Origin of the sequence: Bacillus sp. Nf3, assembly GCF_003028545.1 — a bacterium.
In the GTDB taxonomy this organism is placed as follows: Bacteria; Bacillota; Bacilli; order Bacillales; family Bacillaceae; genus Bacillus; species Bacillus safensis.
Genome location: NZ_PYUA01000003.1, coordinates 299,610 through 316,692, shown reverse-complemented (window position 1 = coordinate 316,692; position 17,083 = coordinate 299,610). Strand labels below are relative to the sequence as shown.

Sequence of the window (17,083 nt, the reverse complement as noted above, 5' to 3'; positions counted from 1 at the left end):
CGAAAGAAAGATGAGGAAGCTCACGATTTCCTTATCTTTCAAAATAGAATCATTTTGCAGGAAGTAGCACCTTGCGAATCGCAGGTTGCCGGGTTTCATCGGGCCAGTCCCTCCACCTCTCTGGATAAGAGTTTCAATTTGTCTTAAATATTAACACAATTCAAACAAAAGTCAACCCGACTTTATTGATAGGATTAGTTTTTATTAAAATTTGAGTCTATTTTACTATTTTTACCTAAATAAAAAACTGTGCGGGCAGGCACAGTTTTTGTTAACGATGGGCTTTAACTTTTCAGACCGTTTCTTCCATCCAAGATTCTGAGGAAGGATCTTGTCTCCAGCGTTTTAGTTTGTTCATCGCAGCAGGCTCAATCGCTTTCAGTTCAAGTGCCACGTCTGTCAATGTGTCATAGTCTGTTAGGGTGACATATGGAATATTTTTTTCTTGAAAGGCTGCCGCTGCTTTTGGCAGTCCGTATGTGAAGATCGCGGCAACTCCTAGTACCTCGCAGCCCTCATCTTGAAGAGCAGCGACCACTTCAAGCACACTGCCTCCTGTGGAAATAAGGTCTTCTACGACGACAACCTTTTGGCCTTTTGATACGGCCCCTTCAATTTGATTTCCTTTTCCATGTGCTTTCGGCTTACTTCTGACATAACACATCGGGATGTTCAAGCGGTCTGCTGCTAATGCCGCATGAGGAATGCCTGCTGTTGCAGTACCCGCGACAACCTCTGCTCCCTTGAAATGAGTGAGAATTAAATCTTTTAGACCTTCAGCAATGTCGTGTCTCACTTCTGGATATGACAATGTCAGGCGGTTATCACAATAGATCGGTGATTTTATACCGCTCGCCCATGTAAACGGTTCGTCTGGTTTTAATGAGACCGCTTTGATTTGTAATAGATGTTTCGCGATTTTTGATTTCATCTGGCAGTCACTCCCACTCTTTCAAAATTTGATGATAGGCTTCTATTGGTTTATCAGCTTTTGTGATTGATCTTCCGACAACGATTTGTGAAACACCTTGCTCTTTTGCATAGGCCGGTGTCGCCACGCGCTGTTGGTCATCGGTTTGATCATTCGGTAAGCGAATTCCTGGCGTTACAGTGAGAAAGGATGGTGAAATATGTTCATGAAGTGCTTTAGATTCATGAACAGAGCAAACAACCCCGTCTAGCCCACTTTCATATGCTAATTGTCCGTACCGGATAACAGTCTCTTGCAACGGATGGTCAATGAGTAATTCGTTTCTCATCATGTCTTCTGACGTACTAGTCAGCTGGGTCACTGCAATAATGCCCGGGCGGCTTTGTCCAGCAGGAGTCCCGCTTTCAAGTCCCTCTAACGCAGCCTGCATCATTCGTTTCCCGCCAGCAGCATGCACATTGACCAAATCAACACCAAGTGCAGCAAGCCGGTTCATCGCTTTTTGCACGGTTGTTGGAATATCATGAAGCTTCAGATCAAGGAAAATACGGCAATTTTTTTCTTTTAGTGCGTCAATGATGGCAGGACCTTCTTGGTAAAACAGCTCCATGCCTACCTTCACAAATAATGGTGTCCCTTCAAAAGGGTCTAAAAAGGCAAGCGCGTCCTTCCCTGATGGAAAATCAAGCGCGATGATGGGCAAGTGCTTCATGTTTCCAGCTCCTTCCGATGCATTCCTCTACAGATGAATAACCATATGCTGCTAACACATTTGGCAGCTCTTCAATGATTTCCGGGCAAATAAATGGATTCACAAAATTGGCTGTGCCGACAGCTACTGCACTTGCACCTGCTAGTAAAAATTCAAGTACATCTTCAGCACTTTGCACTCCGCCCATCCCGATAATCGGAATAGAAACCGCTTGACTCACCTCGTGTACCATGCGCACAGCGACCGGTTTGACAGCTGGTCCTGATAATCCGCCTGTTTTATTGGCAAGGATGGGTTTCCCCGTTTTTAAATCTAAACGCATACCGATTAATGTGTTAATCATGGTGAGTCCATCCGCTCCAGCAGCTTCAATCGCTTGAGCAATCTCCACAATATTGGCTACGTTAGGTGACAGCTTGACATAGACAGGTACAGAAGAGACTTCCTTGACCGCTTTTGTCAATGACGCCGCCATATTTGGATCTGTACCGAAGGCAATCCCGCCTGTTTTCACATTTGGGCAAGAAATATTCAGTTCAAGGGCATGAACATTTTTTGCTTGGCTGATTTGCTTGGCTACTTCCACATAATCATCAACCTGTGAGCCAGCAACATTCGCAATAATAGGTGTATCAAATTGTTCAAGCCAAGGCAGCTCATTTTCAAGCACGCCTTTTAGACCCGGATTTTGAAGGCCGATTGCATTAAGCATACCAGCTCCTGTCTCGGCTACCCTTGGCGTGGGATTGCCAAATCTCGGTTCAAGGGTTGTGGCTTTGATCATGATACCGCCTAGCAATGATAGGTCATATAAGGATGCAAATTCTCTCCCGAACCCGAAGCAGCCTGATGCAGGGATGATTGGATTTTTTAAAGATAATCCCGGTAACTCAACGTTTAGCATGACAACGCCACCTCCTCTGCTTTAAAAACAGGTCCATCAAGACAGACTTTGACGTAAGGTTTGTCGAGCTGATCGGTATGACAGACACATGCAAAGCACGCACCAATTCCGCAGCCCATTCGTTCTTCCATCGAAATATAAACGGGCTTATCAGGATACGTGTCTTTCAGCGCTTTTAGCATAGGTGTTGGACCGCAGGAAAGCAGCACATCAAAGCTCAGGTTTTGCTCTTTTATCACATCTGTTACAAAGCCTTTAGTACCGTATGTGCCATCAACCGTTGCAATAAACGTATCACCGAGTGCTTGAAATTTCTCCTCGTAAAATACATCCTTTTTCGATTGAAAGCCGAGGACATGCTTCACGATGACGCCTTTTTTCGTTAAACGCTTGGACAGTTCATATAGAGGCGGTACGCCAATTCCGCCGCCGACTAGTAATGCCGTCTCTCCGGGCTGGACGACTGAAGGATCATACCCGTTTCCAAGCGGCCCTAATACATCGACTGATTCTCCCTCCCGCTTTTGGGAGAGGAGCTTTGTGCCCTCTCCCTCTGCGCGGTAAATGATGGTTGCTTCTTTTTGCTCGGCATGAATGTTGGCAATACTGATCGGTCTTCTCAGCAGCGGTGTCATGGATTCACTGACCTTTAGATGAAGAAATTGTCCAGCCGTTTGAAAGGAGTCCACAAGGTCACCTTTTAATGTCATTTCGTAAATATGATCAGCGATCTCTCGGTTCGAGACGACCGTCAAGTATGCTTTTTTCATATCGTTACTGTCACCTCAGCATTCGTTTTCACTTCTGGCATTTCATCTGCTCTAAATGTCATGCTCTCAAGCACTCTTAAAATGGCTTCTGCTGTATCTAAGGACGTTAAGCAGGCCACTCCGTTTTCAACAGATTCACGTCTAATTCTAAAGCCGTCTCTTGCCGGCTGTTTTCCTTTTGTTAAGGTGTTGATGACAAATTGCGCTTCCCCGTTTCGAATGACATCGAGAAGATTTTTGCCTTCCTCTCCGATTTTGCCGACGACACTTGATGGAATGTAGGCTTGTTTTAAATAATTCGCCGTTCCTTCTGTCGCTAAAATATGATAGCCGATTGAATGGAATCTTCTTGCGATCTCAAGTCCTTCTTCTTTATCCTTATCAGCCACTGTCAGAAGTACTGTTCCGTCATTAGGAATTTGAATACCTGAGGCAATCAATCCTTTATATAGGGCTTTTTCGATCGTGACATCTTTCCCCATGACTTCACCTGTTGATTTCATTTCAGGTCCGAGTGTAATATCGACTCTTCTTAATTTAGCAAAAGAGAAGACTGGGACTTTAACGTACACTCCTTCTTGCTCTGTGTGAAGCCCTTCTTCGTAGCCATAATTTTTGAGCTTGTCTCCTAAGATGACTTTTGTCGCAAGGTTGGCCATCGGGATGCCTGTGATTTTACTTAAGAAAGGAACCGTCCGGCTTGATCGCGGGTTCACTTCAAGTACATACACTTCGCCTTTTGATAGGACAAATTGGATGTTTAAAAGCCCAATAATGTTGAGTGCTTTTGCAAGCTTGATCGTGTATTCTGCGATCTTCGCTTTGATGTCCTCAGACAATGTTTGTGGCGGATAGACTGCAATCGAGTCACCAGAGTGAACTCCGGCTCTTTCAATGTGTTCCATAATGCCTGGGATCACGACAGTTTCGCCATCAGACACGGCATCTACTTCAATTTCTTTTCCTGTCAAATACTTGTCAATTAACACTGGATGCTGCGGATTGACCTTCACCGCATTCTCCATGTAGTGAAGAAGCTCGGCTTCTTGATACACAATTTCCATCGCGCGGCCGCCTAATACATAGGAAGGACGGACAAGGACTGGGTAGCCAATTTGATTGGCAATCGCTACTGCTTCAGGCACAGACGTTGCTGTTTTCCCTTTAGGCTGGGGCACGCCAAGTGTTTCTAACGTTTGTTCAAACTTGTCCCGGTTTTCTGCGCGGTCTAGGTCTTCTAGAGAAGTTCCAAGAATTTTAACCCCTCTATTTGATAATTCATCTGCTAAGTTGATCGCTGTTTGCCCGCCGAACTGAACGACAACTCCTTCAGGCTGTTCAAGGTCGATAATATGCATTACGTCTTCTACAGTGAGTGGTTCAAAGTAGAGCTTATCTGAAATACTAAAGTCTGTTGAGACCGTTTCAGGGTTGTTGTTAATAATGATCGCTTCATAGCCTGCTTGTTTAATTGCCCACACAGAGTGAACGGTCGCATAATCAAATTCAACCCCTTGTCCAATTCGGATAGGACCTGAACCTAATACGATAACGCTTTTCTTGTCTGTACGTTCTGATTCATTTTCATCTTCATACGTGCTGTAGAAATAAGGTGTCTCTGATTCAAATTCTGCCGCACATGTATCTACCATTTTGTATACAGGTACAATGCCTGCTTCTTGTCTTAGCTTATAGACATCCGCTTCGTTCATATTCCACTCGCGGCTAATGTAGATATCTGAGAAGCCTTTTTCTTTCGCTTCTTTTAATACGTCTGTATTGCCTTTGTTTTCTTTTAATGTCTTCTCAAAGGCGATGATGCCTTCCAGTTTATGAAGGAAGAAGTAATCAATTTTTGAGAATTCGTGTATTTGTTCGACTGTATAGCCTCTTCTAAGCGCCTCAGCGATATAAAATAATCGTTCGTCTCCCGCTTTGATAATCCGTTTTTCAAGCACTTCATTTGTGATGTCTGCTTCATCTTTTAATTCAATGTGATGCACATCGGCTTCAAGTGAACGTACAGCCTTTAGAAGAGACTCTTCTAATGTGCGGCCGATCGCCATGACTTCACCAGTTGCCTTCATTTGCGTACCAAGACGTCTGTTGGCAGATTCAAATTTATCGAACGGCCAGCGCGGTATTTTTGAAACGATATAGTCAAGTGCCGGCTCGAAGGCTGCATAGGTTTTACCTGTGACTGGGTTCATCATTTCATCAAGCGTTAACCCGACTGCAATTTTCGCTGCCAATTTGGCAATTGGATAGCCTGTCGCTTTTGACGCAAGCGCAGAGGAACGGCTCACACGCGGGTTTACTTCGATGATATAGTATTGAAAGCTGTTTGGGTCAAGTGCCAACTGAACGTTACAGCCGCCTTCTATGCCAAGTGCGCGGATCAGCTTAAGCGACACATTGCGAAGCAGCTGATATTCACGATCACTTAACGTTTGGCTTGGTGCTACAACAATACTGTCACCTGTATGGATACCGACAGGGTCAAAGTTTTCCATGTTACAAACAACGATTGCATGGTCACCGCTGTCCCGCATGACTTCATATTCAATTTCTTTAAAGCCTGCAATGCTTTTTTCAAGTAAGCATTGTGTAACTGGGCTTAGCTTCAGGCCGTTTTCAACGATTTCCTTCAGTTCTTGCTCGTTTGTACAAATTCCGCCGCCCGTTCCACCTAATGTATAGGCTGGTCTGACGATGACAGGGAAACCGATTTGATCCGTAAACGCCATTGCTTCTTCCAGGTTATGAATGATTTCACTTTCTGGTACAGGCTCATTTAGTTCATTCATCAAATTACGGAATAAATCTCTATCCTCTGCTTTTTGGATGGCTGACAGCTTTGTACCGAGTACTTCAACGCCGCATTCAGCTAATACACCAAGGTCTGACAATTCAACAGCAAGGTTTAATCCAGTTTGCCCGCCAAGTGTTGGCAAGATCGCATCAGGGCGTTCTTTTCGAATGATTCGTGTTAAAAATTCTGGTGTCAGTGGTTCGATGTATACCTTATCAGCCATTTCTGTATCTGTCATGATGGTCGCAGGGTTAGAGTTCACAAGAACGACTTCATAGCCCTCTTCTTTTAGTGCTAAGCAAGCCTGTGTGCCTGCATAGTCAAACTCCGCTGCCTGACCGATGATGATAGGACCTGATCCGATTACTAAAATCTTTTTGATGTCTACGCGTTTTGGCATACTTCTTCCCCTTCTTTCTCAGTCGTATGAATCATTTCCATGAACTGGTCAAATAAGTAGTTTGCATCTTCTGGACCCGGTGATGCTTCTGGGTGGTACTGAACAGTGAACGCTGGTGCTTCTTTATGTTTTAATCCTTCAATCGTATTGTCGTTTAAGGCAATATGTGTGACTTCGAGCACGTCTTCGTTAATCTTGCTAACCGTGTAGCCATGGTTTTGAGACGTGAGTGTCACCTTGCCAGTTGCTAGTTCTTTCACCGGATGGTTCGACCCTCTGTGACCAAATTTCATTTTTTCTGTGCTTGCACCGCACGCTAGAGCAAATAACTGATGTCCGAGGCAAATACCAAAGAGCGGCACCTTTCCAATCAATTGCTGAATCATCTCAACGGCTTCTGGTACATCCACAGGATCTCCAGGTCCGTTTGAAAGCATGATGCCATCAGGCTTTAGCTGCAGCACTTCATCTGCAGTGATGTTGTATGGCACCACAATGACGTCGCAGTCACGTTTATTGAGCTCGCGCAAAATGCCGTGCTTCATGCCGAAATCAACAAGGACAATTCTTTTTCCTCTGCCTGGGCTTGGATACGCATTTTTCACAGATACTTGACTCACCTGATCAGTTGGCAGCTGCAATGTTTGAAGGCGGCGCACAACGTCTTCCACTTGTTCATCAGGTCCTGCAAACGCCCCTCTTAAAGTCCCTGCACTTCGAATCATTCTAGTCAGCTTCCGTGTATCGATTCCGCTCAGCCCCGGAATGTTTTTCATTTTTAAATATTCATCGAGTGAGTATGAAGAGCGCCAGTTTGAGGGCTTTTCACAAAGTTCTTTCACAATCAGCCCTTTCACAAACGGTGTGATCGATTCAAAATCGTCACGGTTAATGCCGTAGTTGCCGATAAGCGGGTAAGTGAGTGTGACAATTTGTCCGCAGTATGATGGATCAGATAAAATTTCTTGATAGCCCGTCATCCCTGTATTAAAGACGACTTCTCCGACTGATGGTTCTAAGCTGCCAAAGCCTGTTCCTTCGAATACTGTTCCGTTTTCTAGCACTAAACGTCTCTTCATTTTACTAGTCTCCCCTCTTCATAAACGACTTTCCCAGATGCAAGTGTCATGACTGACCATCCTGATACAGTCAATTTGTCAAACGGTGTATTTTGTCCTTTTGATAAGAAGCTTGTTTTATCGATTGCCATTTCTTTGTTTAAATCAATGAGTGTAATATCAGCTATGTGTCCTTCTTCAAGCTTTCCGTATGGAAGGGAAAAGGCTTCTGCTGGTTTGATTGTCATATAATCAACGAGTTCTTTTAATGTCCATTCGCCTGTTTTGACAAATCGTGTATACAGAAGCGGGAACGCTGTTTCAAGTCCCACAATTCCAAACGGGGCACGCTGCATGGTTTCGTTCTTTTCTTCTTCTGTATGCGGCGCATGGTCTGTTGCGATGAAATCAATCGTTCCATCTAACAGTCCCTCGATCAATGCCTCGCGATCCTCTTTTCCTCTGAGCGGCGGGTTCATTTTATAGTTTGTATCAAGACCTGGAATGTCCGTATCACACAACAGCAGGTGATGCGGTGACACCTCAGCCGTCACACGGATGCCTGCTTTTTTTGCATCGCGTACGACCCGTACAGATTCTTTCGTACTGATATGACATACATGATAATGACAGTTCGCTGCTTCTGCTAAAAGAACATCTCTTGCAATATGCACCGATTCACAGATTGACGGTATTCCGTTTAACCCATTTGCTTTTGAAAATTCTCCTTCATGAACGCACCCGCCGTAAATGAGCGAGTTATCTTCACAGTGCGCCACAATCGCTTGATCAAGACTTGCTGCCTGTTTCATCGCTTCGTACATCATGCCTGCTGTTTGGATACCGACACCGTCATCTGTAAAAGCAAAGGCTCCTGCTTCTTTTAGTGCTGCAAAATCCGTCATCTCTTCCCCAATTTGTCTCGTTGTGATGGAGGCGTATGGCAGTACTCTCACAGATGAGGTTTCTTCGATTCGATTCATGAGCCATTCCATTTGCTCTTTTGTATCTGGAACCGGTCTTGTATTCGGCATCGCTGCAATGGTCGTATATCCGCCTCTTGCGGCTGCTTTAGAGCCTGTTTCAATTGTTTCCTTTTTCTCTCCGCCTGGCTCTCTTAAATGCACATGCAGATCGATCAAGCCTGGTGACACAAATAGCCCTGCTGCATCAATAACCTCTTCTCCGTCTTCTCTTTCTAGGTGACCCATCGCTTGAATCACTTTTCCTTTTACCCTAATATCCTGCTGCACTCTTTCACCTGTGCTTGTTAAGATAAAACCGTTTTTAATGAGATATGACATAGACAGAATCTCTCCCTTTTTGATGTAGTGTGCTATTTTGAAAAGCTCTTTTTAATACGGCCATTCGGATATAAACACCATTTTCCATTTGCTTGAAAATCCTTGACTGCTTGGACTCTACTAATGAATCATCTATTTCAACACCTCTGTTTACTGGTGCTGGATGCATAATAATCGCGCGTTCTTTCATTTTGCTGGCTCTATCTACTGTTAATCCATAAGTTGATAAGTAATCATCACTGCCCATTTTTTCAGCGTGCCGTTCATGCTGGATTCTGAGCAGCATCACCACATCAGATTGTACGATGGCTTCATCTACTTGGACGTACGTTCCGTGAGGGTTTTGTTCATCCTGGAAGGAAGCAGGTCCTGAAAAGAGGACTGTCGCTCCCAGTCTTGAGAGAACCTCAGCATTTGACCTTGCTACCCTGCTATGTTTGATATCTCCATGAATCGAAATCGTTAAGCCTTCAAAGCCGCCAAACTCTTCAAATATGGTCATGAGGTCAAGCAGTGATTGGGTTGGATGCTGTCCGCAGCCATCTCCTGCATTGATGATGGGAATTCCAACCTTCCCAATCAGCTCGTTATAATATTCATCGGTGCTGTCTCTGATCACACATGCCTTTACTCCGATTGATTCCAGTGTTTTTACCGTATCGTAAAGTGTTTCGCCCTTTTGAACGGAGGTGCTTGCCGCATCTAAGCTCAGGACATTCATCCCTAGTTTCTTCTCGGCTACTTCAAAGCTAAAACGTGTTCTTGTGCTTGGTTCAAAGAAGAGGTTTGCCACAAATTCTCCGGCTAATCCATGTTCTTGTTTCCCCTTTTTGAGTGCAGCTGCTTCTTCAATCAGCTGTAAAATCTCTTCTTTAGACAAGCTGCTCATTGTCGATAAATCATTCATTTTTTCTTCCCCCTCTAGTTTTTCATCACTTTCAGGTTCAAAAAAACCCTAAGCCTCGGCAGCTTAGGGTTCTCCAAAAGAAGCAGCGGCACTTTCGTGCATTCTGCTTCATTTAGAACCCTTGTCAGCCTCACTGGACTTCTTTTAAAAGGTTTTCTGTATTTGATTCATTTAACTCGTCATCTTCCGCTTTTTGATGCGGCAGGATCAGGTTTAACAGGACACCCGTAATCGCAGCAAGTGCCATTCCAGATAGCGTGAGATTGATTTGTTTCACCTCAATGAATGCCCCGCCAATTCCGATGACTAGGATGACTGATGCGATAATGAGATTACGCTTTTCTTCAAAATTCACTTTATGATCAATCAGGATTCTCAGACCGCTTGAGGCAATGATTCCAAAGAGCAGGAACGAAACGCCTCCCATCACCGCGGACGGCACTGTACTGATTAATGCTGAAATTTTCCCTACAAAACCGAAGCAGATCGCAAACACTGCTGCTCCGCCGATGACGAAGATACTAAACACTCTTGTGATGGCAAGTACGCCAATGTTCTCTCCATAAGTTGTTGTTGGTGGTCCGCCAATAAGTGAAGCGAAGATGGTCGCCGCACTGTCTCCTAAAATGGAGCGGTGAAGACCTGGTTTTTTAATAAAATCTTGTCCTACGACCTTACTTAACACCACTTGATGACCGATATGCTCAGACATTGTGACAAAGGCAACCGGCACCATCACTGTGAGAATGCTTAAAGTCACAGCAGGTGTATAGTCGACAAATGGCACGACGAAGTCTGGTACAGCAAACCATTTTGCGGCAATAACCGGCTGAAAGTTCACAATGCCCTGTGTTAAGGCAAAGAGATAGCCGCTGATAATGCCGATTAATACTGGGATTAAGCTAAGGAATCCTCTTAGGAAAATCATACTGATAATCGTGACAGCCAGTGTGAAGCCAGCGACCATTAAGTGCTTGAGGCTGTAAACAAGCTCAGTTGCATTCGGATCAACATACATCGCCATGTTGACTGCTGTTCCAGCGAGTCCAAGTCCAATGACCATAATGACTGGTCCTACGACGACCGGCGGCAGAAGCTTCATCAGCCAGCCTGTGCCGAGCCATTTAATGAACAGGGCAATGAGCGCATAAGCGACACCCGCCATGAAGGCGCCAACCATTGCGGCTCCGGGGCCGCCCGTTGCTTTCACATTCAGTATGGGGGCGATGAAGGCAAAGGACGATCCAAGATACGCCGGAATTTGCCCTCTTGTGATGATTAAGTAAACAATCGTTCCCACACCGCTTGAGATGAGCGCGACGGCTGGACTCATATCAATGATTTTTGGTACAAGAATGGTTGCACCAAACATCGCAAACAAATGCTGCAGGCTAAGTGATAGCCATGTGAATGGTTTTGGGATATCTCGAATGCCTAAATTGGCTTTTTGCTGACTCATGATTTTCCTCCTAGATGTGTCCTTTTTCATTAAAAAAGCCTCTTTGCGAGTATGCGCAAAGAGGCCTAGAAAAACCAGACACGTCATGTTAGCCGTGTGCTCGGTGTCTCTGATATTGCCCTCTTTGCAAACTCTCTGGAATGCATTTAAAAAGGTTATTTTTCGTATATAGCGACAAGGTCGTTTTGATCTACTTCATTGAGCTGAACCATGACGGTCTCTGCTTTTGACGTCGGAATGTTTTTCCCGATATAATCCGCTCGAATTGGCAGCTCCCGGTGTCCTCGGTCGACGAGCACAGCCAGCTGAATGGAAGATGGTCTTCCTACATCCACAAGGGCATCCATAGCTGCTCTGACGGTTCTGCCTGTAAACAGAACATCGTCAACGACAATGAGTGTTTTGTCATTAATGTCAGCTGGAATGTCTGCACCCTTTACAAGCGGGTCTTGGTTGTCTGTCTTCTTTGTCAGGTCATCACGGTATAGCGTAATATCAAGTTCACCCACAGTGACTGGATTTCCTTCAATTTGCTCGATGCGCTCTGCAAGGCGCTTTGCAAGATGTATGCCTCTTGTCTTGATCCCAGCAAGGATGACATCCTTCATCCCTTTGTTGCGCTCAATCATTTCATGTGCAATGCGGGTAAGCGCTCGTCTGATCGCTTGTTCATCAAGAATGACTGCTTTTTGTTCCATCTTTTACACCTCTTTTTGACAAATAAAAAGCCCCTTCTGCAAAGGGCAGAGAGGGGCGTTCATTTGTGCATACTCGTGCACAAATTGATCCGTTATCCTTCTCAGCCTCTCTGGACTGTTTTAAAGAATCTCAATTTCTTCGTTTATTATTTCAGAAAAAGAACGGCCTGTCAATCGTTATTTCTTAATGAATCGATAAAGCCACGCATATCAGCTGGAATTGGTGCTGTGAACTCGATATATTCTCCTGTTCTAGGATGATCAAATCCTAAAACACCTGCATGCAGAAGCTGTCCATTAAAATCGACTGTTTTTCTCGGTCCATATTTCGGATCTCCTGCAAGAGGGTAACCGATATATTTCATATGAACACGAATTTGGTGTGTTCTTCCTGTTTCAAGACGGCACTCGACAACTGTGAAGTCTTTAAAGCGTTCAATCACATCAAAGTGAGTGACAGCCTGTTTTGCATTTTCTTTTGTGACCGTCATGCTTTGGCGGTCTTTTTTGTCTCTGCCAATTGGTGCATCAATTGTGCCTGTATCATGCTGGATAATACCGTGGACAACAGCCGTATACTTTCTTGTGACAGTTTTAGCCACCAGCTGATTGACGAGTGACTCATGTGCGATATCGTTTTTTGCGACCATTAACAGCCCAGACGTATCTTTATCGATTCGGTGGACAATTCCTGGACGCATCACACCGTTAATCCCTGATAAATCCGTACAATGTGCCATCAGGCCATTTACAAGTGTACCTGACACATGACCTGGCGCTGGATGAACGACCATTCCTCGTGGTTTATTTACGACTAACACATCTGCATCCTCATAATAAATATCAAGATCCATTGGTTCTGCTTCTACATCTAACGCTTCCGGATCTGGAATCTCCACTTTGATTTGATCCCCAGCTTGTACTTTGTAATTGGCCTTTACTTGTTTCCCGTTTACTTCGATCAGCCCATCTTTTACCCATTGCTGGACTTGGGTTCTTGACCATTCTGGTTCTGTTGTGCTTAGAAATTTATCTAGCCGTTCACTCGTTTGTTCTTCTGAAACGGCAATATTTACTTGATTCATGTAGTTGACTCCTTATTTTTCTTTCCATCTAACAGCATTTGAATGAAGAGCAGAATAACCCCTACACAGAGAGAAGAATCTGCAATATTAAAGATTGGGTAGTGATAATCCCCAAATACGAAATGAGCAAAATCAACCACTTCCTGACGGAAAATACGGTCGATAAAGTTTCCGATCGCTCCGCCAAGCATTAAGGCCAGCGCTACTCCAAGCAGCTTGTCCTTTTGTCCATGTTTTTGTAAGTAATAAACAATTCCCGCAATAACAACGAGTGTGATCATATAGAAAAACCACATTTGCCCTTGGAGAATTCCCCATGCGGCTCCTGAATTTCGGTGAGACGTGATATAAAAGAATCCATCAATAACTGGAACAGAATCTCCGAGCATCATATTTTTGACAATGAGCCATTTTGTTAATTGGTCTAAACAAATGATAACGAATGCGATTATGTAATAGAACACACACGTTCCTCCATCTTCATACTTTGATCTTTAAGCATTTTATCAAGAAAACAGGAAGGAGTAAAGAAACTTTAGTTGACAGACAAAAACCTCCCTACATGTGGAAGGCTTCAAAATGAGAATCATTTGATTCAAAAGGATAAGGAGTGAATGCTTTTTTCTCGTATTGCTTATGATATAAAAAGTCGTCAGCCGTGCGGGCGGTAGGAAGAATGCTCATTTGTTCAAGCGGAATCATATTACCTGTCGCCTCACATATGCCATAGGTCCCTTGTTCGATCTTTGCAATAGCGAGAGACACATCTTGCAGCTCTTCTTTGATGTGATAAAGAAGTGTGGTCGTTTTAACGTCATTCAACGAGACATGCTCAGCGGGTGAACGAAATGATGCGTATTCAAACAGTTTAGATTGCAGCTCTTCTTTTATTTGAAGGAGTTCCGTGTAAATCGTCTCTAGATCGCCATTCATGTCGCTATTTCAACTCCTGCCCTGTCGTGATAATCATATTGTTGCCCTGCCTGGTTACTTTAAAGCCATAAGATTTTTCCTTTCGTTCTAAACGCTGTCATTTTCTCAAAAAAGAAAACGCCCCGCATATGACGGGGCGCCAGCTTGTGATTATCGCACTGTTAATTTTGGTAATATTTCTCCACGATTTCAGCATTTTTCAGCGACAATGTTGGGTATTTCGGATTTGCACCAACATCTTTTGAAATAATGCGGGAACGTTCGCACAGTTCTCCTTCTGCTTTTTGAACCACAATTCTTCCTGATGTATATTCAGGCGCCGATGTATCTGCATGCTGCTTATCCTCTACCGTTAATTCAGAGATGATAAAGAGCTGCTTCACATCTTCTTTAATGGATGCAAGAAGGTTTTTCACTTCGTCTGTCGCATAAAGCGTCACACTTGCTTCAAGTGAACGTCCGATGACTTTCTCATTACGCGCAATCTCCAGCGCTTTCAGCACATCGTCACGTACCTCCATAAAGCGGTCAAACTTCGCTTCTGTCGCTTCAGCTTGAGGAACTGCCACACCTTCTGGCATATCTGTTAACTGAACACTTGGCTCTTCAACAAAGCTTAAGTGGCTCCATAATTCATCTGCTGTATGCGGAAGAATTGGTGCAGTCAGCTTCACTAATGTCATTAATGTTTCGTAGAAGACAGTCTGCATGCTGCGGCGGTCTGGGTGATCCGCATGCTCAATGTAGACGACATCCTTTGCAAAATCGAGATAGAAAGAGCTGAGCTCAATCGTACAGAAATTGTGAATCGCATGATAGACGACCGCAAATTCGTAATCATCATAAGCTTTTTTCACTTTATCAATCAATTTGTTTAATTTGATCAAGATGTATTGGTCCACTTCGCGAAGCTCTTCTACTGGCACAGCATTTACTGCTGGATCAAAGTCAAATAGGTTTCCATGCAGGAAGCGGAATGTGTTACGGATTTTACGATAGACTTCTGCTACTTGTTTCAAAATATCATCAGACACTGGATGATCGGCTTGATAGTTGACAGAAGATACCCAAAGTCTAAGAATTTCTGCACCGAGCTGCTTCGCAACCTTCGTTGGGTCAATCGTGTTGCCTAATGATTTACTCATCTTACGTCCTTCTTTATCAAGCGTAAAGCCGTGGCTTAGGACACCTTTATACGGTGCTTTTCCAGTGACAGCAACTGCTGTTGATAAAGAGGAGTTAAACCAGCCGCGATATTGGTCAGAGCCTTCAAGGTAAAGATCTGCCGGACGGACTAGGTCATCTCTTTCTTCTAAAACGGCTTGGTGAGAAGAACCGGAATCAAACCATACATCCATGATGTCCTGCTCTTTAGTGAATTCACCATTCGGGCTGCCTGGATGTGTAAAGCCTTCTGGCAATAGCTCTTTCGCTTCTTTTTCAAACCAAATATTCGAGCCATGCTCTCTAAATAATTGAGATACATGCTGGATGGTTTCGTCTGTGATGATCGGCTCACCATTTTCTGCATAAAACACCGGAATTGGAACGCCCCATACACGCTGTCTTGAAATGCACCAGTCACCTCTGTCACGCACCATATTGAACAGGCGTGTTTCACCCCATGCTGGAACCCATTTCGTTTCTTTAATATTGTCTAATAACGCTTCTCTAAAATCTTTAATGGATGCAAACCACTGAGCTGTCGCACGATAAATCGTTGGTTTTTTAGTTCTCCAGTCATGCGGATAGGAGTGCGTGATAAAGTCGAGCTTCTTCAGCGCGCCTTTTGCTTCAAGCTGTTCTGTGATGGCTTTATTGGCATCCTCGTAGAATAGTCCTTCAAAACCAGGTGCCTCATCTGTCATCACACCTTTTTCATCTACTGGACAGAGCACATCAAGACCGTATTTCATACCGACAATAAAGTCATCTTCCCCGTGGCCTGGTGCAGTGTGAACACAGCCTGTTCCTGCATCAGTTGTCACGTGATCGCCAAGCATCACAAGAGAATCTCTACCATAGATTGGATGCTCTGCAACGATGTTGTCTAATTCTTTTCCTTTTAGCGTTTTCACCACTTCATACTCTTCAAAGCCGAGTGTTTTTACTACTTGTTCAACAAGTTCAGATGCAACGACATAACGCTCATCACCGACTTGAAGAACACTGTACTCTAAGTTCGGATGAACACAAATGCCAAGGTTTGCTGGAAGCGTCCATGGTGTTGTTGTCCAGATAATGAATTGTTCGCCGTTTTCAAGAACGCCTTTGCCATCTTTTACTTTAAACGAAACGTAAATCGATGGTGAACGTTTGTCTTTATACTCAATTTCCGCTTCAGCAAGAGCTGATTCACTTGAAGGAGACCAGTTAACTGGCTTCAGTCCTTTGTAGATATAGCCTCTCTTCGCCATTTCACCAAAGACAAGAATTTGCTGCGCTTCGTATTCAGGCTTTAATGTGACATATGGATTGTCCCAGTCTGCTCTGACGCCTAAGCGCTTAAACTGATTGCGCTGACCTTCAATTTGCTTCCAAGCATACTCCTCGCATAGTTTGCGGAATTCTGCTGTAGACATTTCTTTGCGTTTTACTTTTTTATTTTTAGTAAGAGCTGTTTCAATTGGCAGCCCGTGTGTATCCCAGCCCGGTACGTACGGAGCATGGTACCCGTTCATTGATTTAAAACGGACGATAAAATCTTTTAGGATTTTATTGAGTGCATGCCCCATATGAATGTCACCATTCGCATATGGAGGCCCATCATGCAAAATAAACGTTGGGCGTCCTTTTGTCCGCTCTAAAACCATTTGATAGATGTCTTTCTCTGCCCACTCCTCTTGGATTTCAGGCTCTTTGTTCGGCAAGTTCCCTCTCATCGGGAATTCTGTTTTCGGCATTAATAAGGTGTCTTTGTAGTTCATACCCATTCCTCCACATGCAAATTCTGATTAAAAAACAATAAAAAAAGCCCTCTCATCCCATAAGGGACGAGAAGGCTTGTCTCGCGGTACCACCCTTTTAGACAAGCGCTATGAAACAGCCGCTTATCCACTCTAAAATCGTAACGTGATCAGACGCCTTTTCTTACTGCTTTTTTCAGAAAA

General features: G+C 44.1%; 14 protein-coding genes, 1 riboswitch and 1 other annotated feature (1 of these 16 running past the window's edge). All 14 genes read right to left on the bottom strand.

The features are described 5' to 3' along the window. Positions 1 to 28: 28 nt before the first annotated feature. A riboswitch (SAM riboswitch) is annotated at positions 29 to 131 on the bottom strand. Between the two features lie 161 nt (positions 132 to 292). The 14 genes from pyrE to ileS all read right to left on the bottom strand — a co-directional run bounded on the left by pyrE (position 293) and on the right by ileS (position 16,900). Further along, positions 293 to 931, bottom strand: coding sequence for an orotate phosphoribosyltransferase (gene pyrE, locus C9414_RS11090; protein WP_039178408.1), 639 nt, complete (start codon positions 929 to 931; stop codon positions 293 to 295). Between the two features lie 7 nt (positions 932 to 938). Further along, positions 939 to 1,643 carry an orotidine-5'-phosphate decarboxylase gene (pyrF, locus tag C9414_RS11085; RefSeq protein ID WP_107163634.1) on the bottom strand — a complete coding sequence of 235 codons (705 nt, stop codon included), beginning with the start codon at positions 1,641 to 1,643 and terminating at the stop codon, positions 939 to 941. Further along, positions 1,615 to 2,547, bottom strand: a complete 933-nt coding sequence (locus tag C9414_RS11080) for a dihydroorotate dehydrogenase (protein ID WP_047202127.1) — start codon at positions 2,545 to 2,547, stop codon at positions 1,615 to 1,617. The genes pyrF and C9414_RS11080 overlap by 29 nt, the downstream gene beginning before the upstream one ends. Further along, positions 2,541 to 3,317: a dihydroorotate dehydrogenase electron transfer subunit gene (locus C9414_RS11075; protein WP_107163633.1), complete on the bottom strand. Its 777-nt coding sequence runs from the start codon at positions 3,315 to 3,317 to the stop codon at positions 2,541 to 2,543. Before C9414_RS11075 ends, C9414_RS11080 begins: the two co-directional genes overlap by 7 nt. Further along, entirely contained in the window at positions 3,314 to 6,529 is a 3,216-nt protein-coding gene (carB, locus tag C9414_RS11070; RefSeq protein ID WP_107163632.1) for a carbamoyl-phosphate synthase (glutamine-hydrolyzing) large subunit, read from the bottom strand. The genes C9414_RS11075 and carB overlap by 4 nt, the downstream gene beginning before the upstream one ends. Further along, the gene (locus C9414_RS11065; protein WP_047202124.1) at positions 6,514 to 7,608 is read right to left on the bottom strand and encodes a carbamoyl phosphate synthase small subunit; all 1,095 of its coding nucleotides are present in this window, start codon (positions 7,606 to 7,608) and stop codon (positions 6,514 to 6,516) included. Before C9414_RS11065 ends, carB begins: the two co-directional genes overlap by 16 nt. Continuing rightward, positions 7,605 to 8,891 (bottom strand): dihydroorotase, encoded by a 1,287-nt coding sequence (locus C9414_RS11060; RefSeq protein WP_107163631.1) that lies wholly within the window; start codon positions 8,889 to 8,891, stop codon positions 7,605 to 7,607. The genes C9414_RS11065 and C9414_RS11060 overlap by 4 nt, the downstream gene beginning before the upstream one ends. Continuing rightward, positions 8,875 to 9,798 carry an aspartate carbamoyltransferase catalytic subunit gene (locus C9414_RS11055; RefSeq protein WP_107163630.1) on the bottom strand — a complete coding sequence of 308 codons (924 nt, stop codon included), beginning with the start codon at positions 9,796 to 9,798 and terminating at the stop codon, positions 8,875 to 8,877. Before C9414_RS11055 ends, C9414_RS11060 begins: the two co-directional genes overlap by 17 nt. A gap of 130 nt (positions 9,799 to 9,928) precedes the next feature. Then, complete coding sequence (locus tag C9414_RS11050) at positions 9,929 to 11,257, bottom strand: solute carrier family 23 protein (RefSeq protein ID WP_047202121.1); 1,329 nt, start codon at positions 11,255 to 11,257, stop codon at positions 9,929 to 9,931. 155 nt (positions 11,258 to 11,412) lie between these two features. Further along, positions 11,413 to 11,955 (bottom strand): bifunctional pyr operon transcriptional regulator/uracil phosphoribosyltransferase PyrR, encoded by a 543-nt coding sequence (gene pyrR, locus C9414_RS11045; protein ID WP_024424234.1) that lies wholly within the window; start codon positions 11,953 to 11,955, stop codon positions 11,413 to 11,415. Positions 11,956 to 12,125: 170 nt separating this feature from the next. Continuing rightward, positions 12,126 to 13,040, bottom strand: a complete 915-nt coding sequence (locus C9414_RS11040) for an RluA family pseudouridine synthase (protein WP_039178386.1) — start codon at positions 13,038 to 13,040, stop codon at positions 12,126 to 12,128. Continuing rightward, positions 13,037 to 13,504: a signal peptidase II gene (gene lspA, locus C9414_RS11035; RefSeq protein WP_107163629.1), complete on the bottom strand. Its 468-nt coding sequence runs from the start codon at positions 13,502 to 13,504 to the stop codon at positions 13,037 to 13,039. The genes C9414_RS11040 and lspA overlap by 4 nt, the downstream gene beginning before the upstream one ends. A gap of 94 nt (positions 13,505 to 13,598) precedes the next feature. Continuing rightward, positions 13,599 to 13,973 carry a TraR/DksA family transcriptional regulator gene (locus C9414_RS11030; protein WP_107163628.1) on the bottom strand — a complete coding sequence of 125 codons (375 nt, stop codon included), beginning with the start codon at positions 13,971 to 13,973 and terminating at the stop codon, positions 13,599 to 13,601. 161 nt (positions 13,974 to 14,134) lie between these two features. After that, positions 14,135 to 16,900: an isoleucine--tRNA ligase gene (gene ileS / locus C9414_RS11025; RefSeq protein ID WP_107163627.1), complete on the bottom strand. Its 2,766-nt coding sequence runs from the start codon at positions 16,898 to 16,900 to the stop codon at positions 14,135 to 14,137. 59 nt (positions 16,901 to 16,959) lie between these two features. Next, positions 16,960 to 17,083 (bottom strand) — a binding site (T-box leader); it runs 113 nt beyond the window's last position.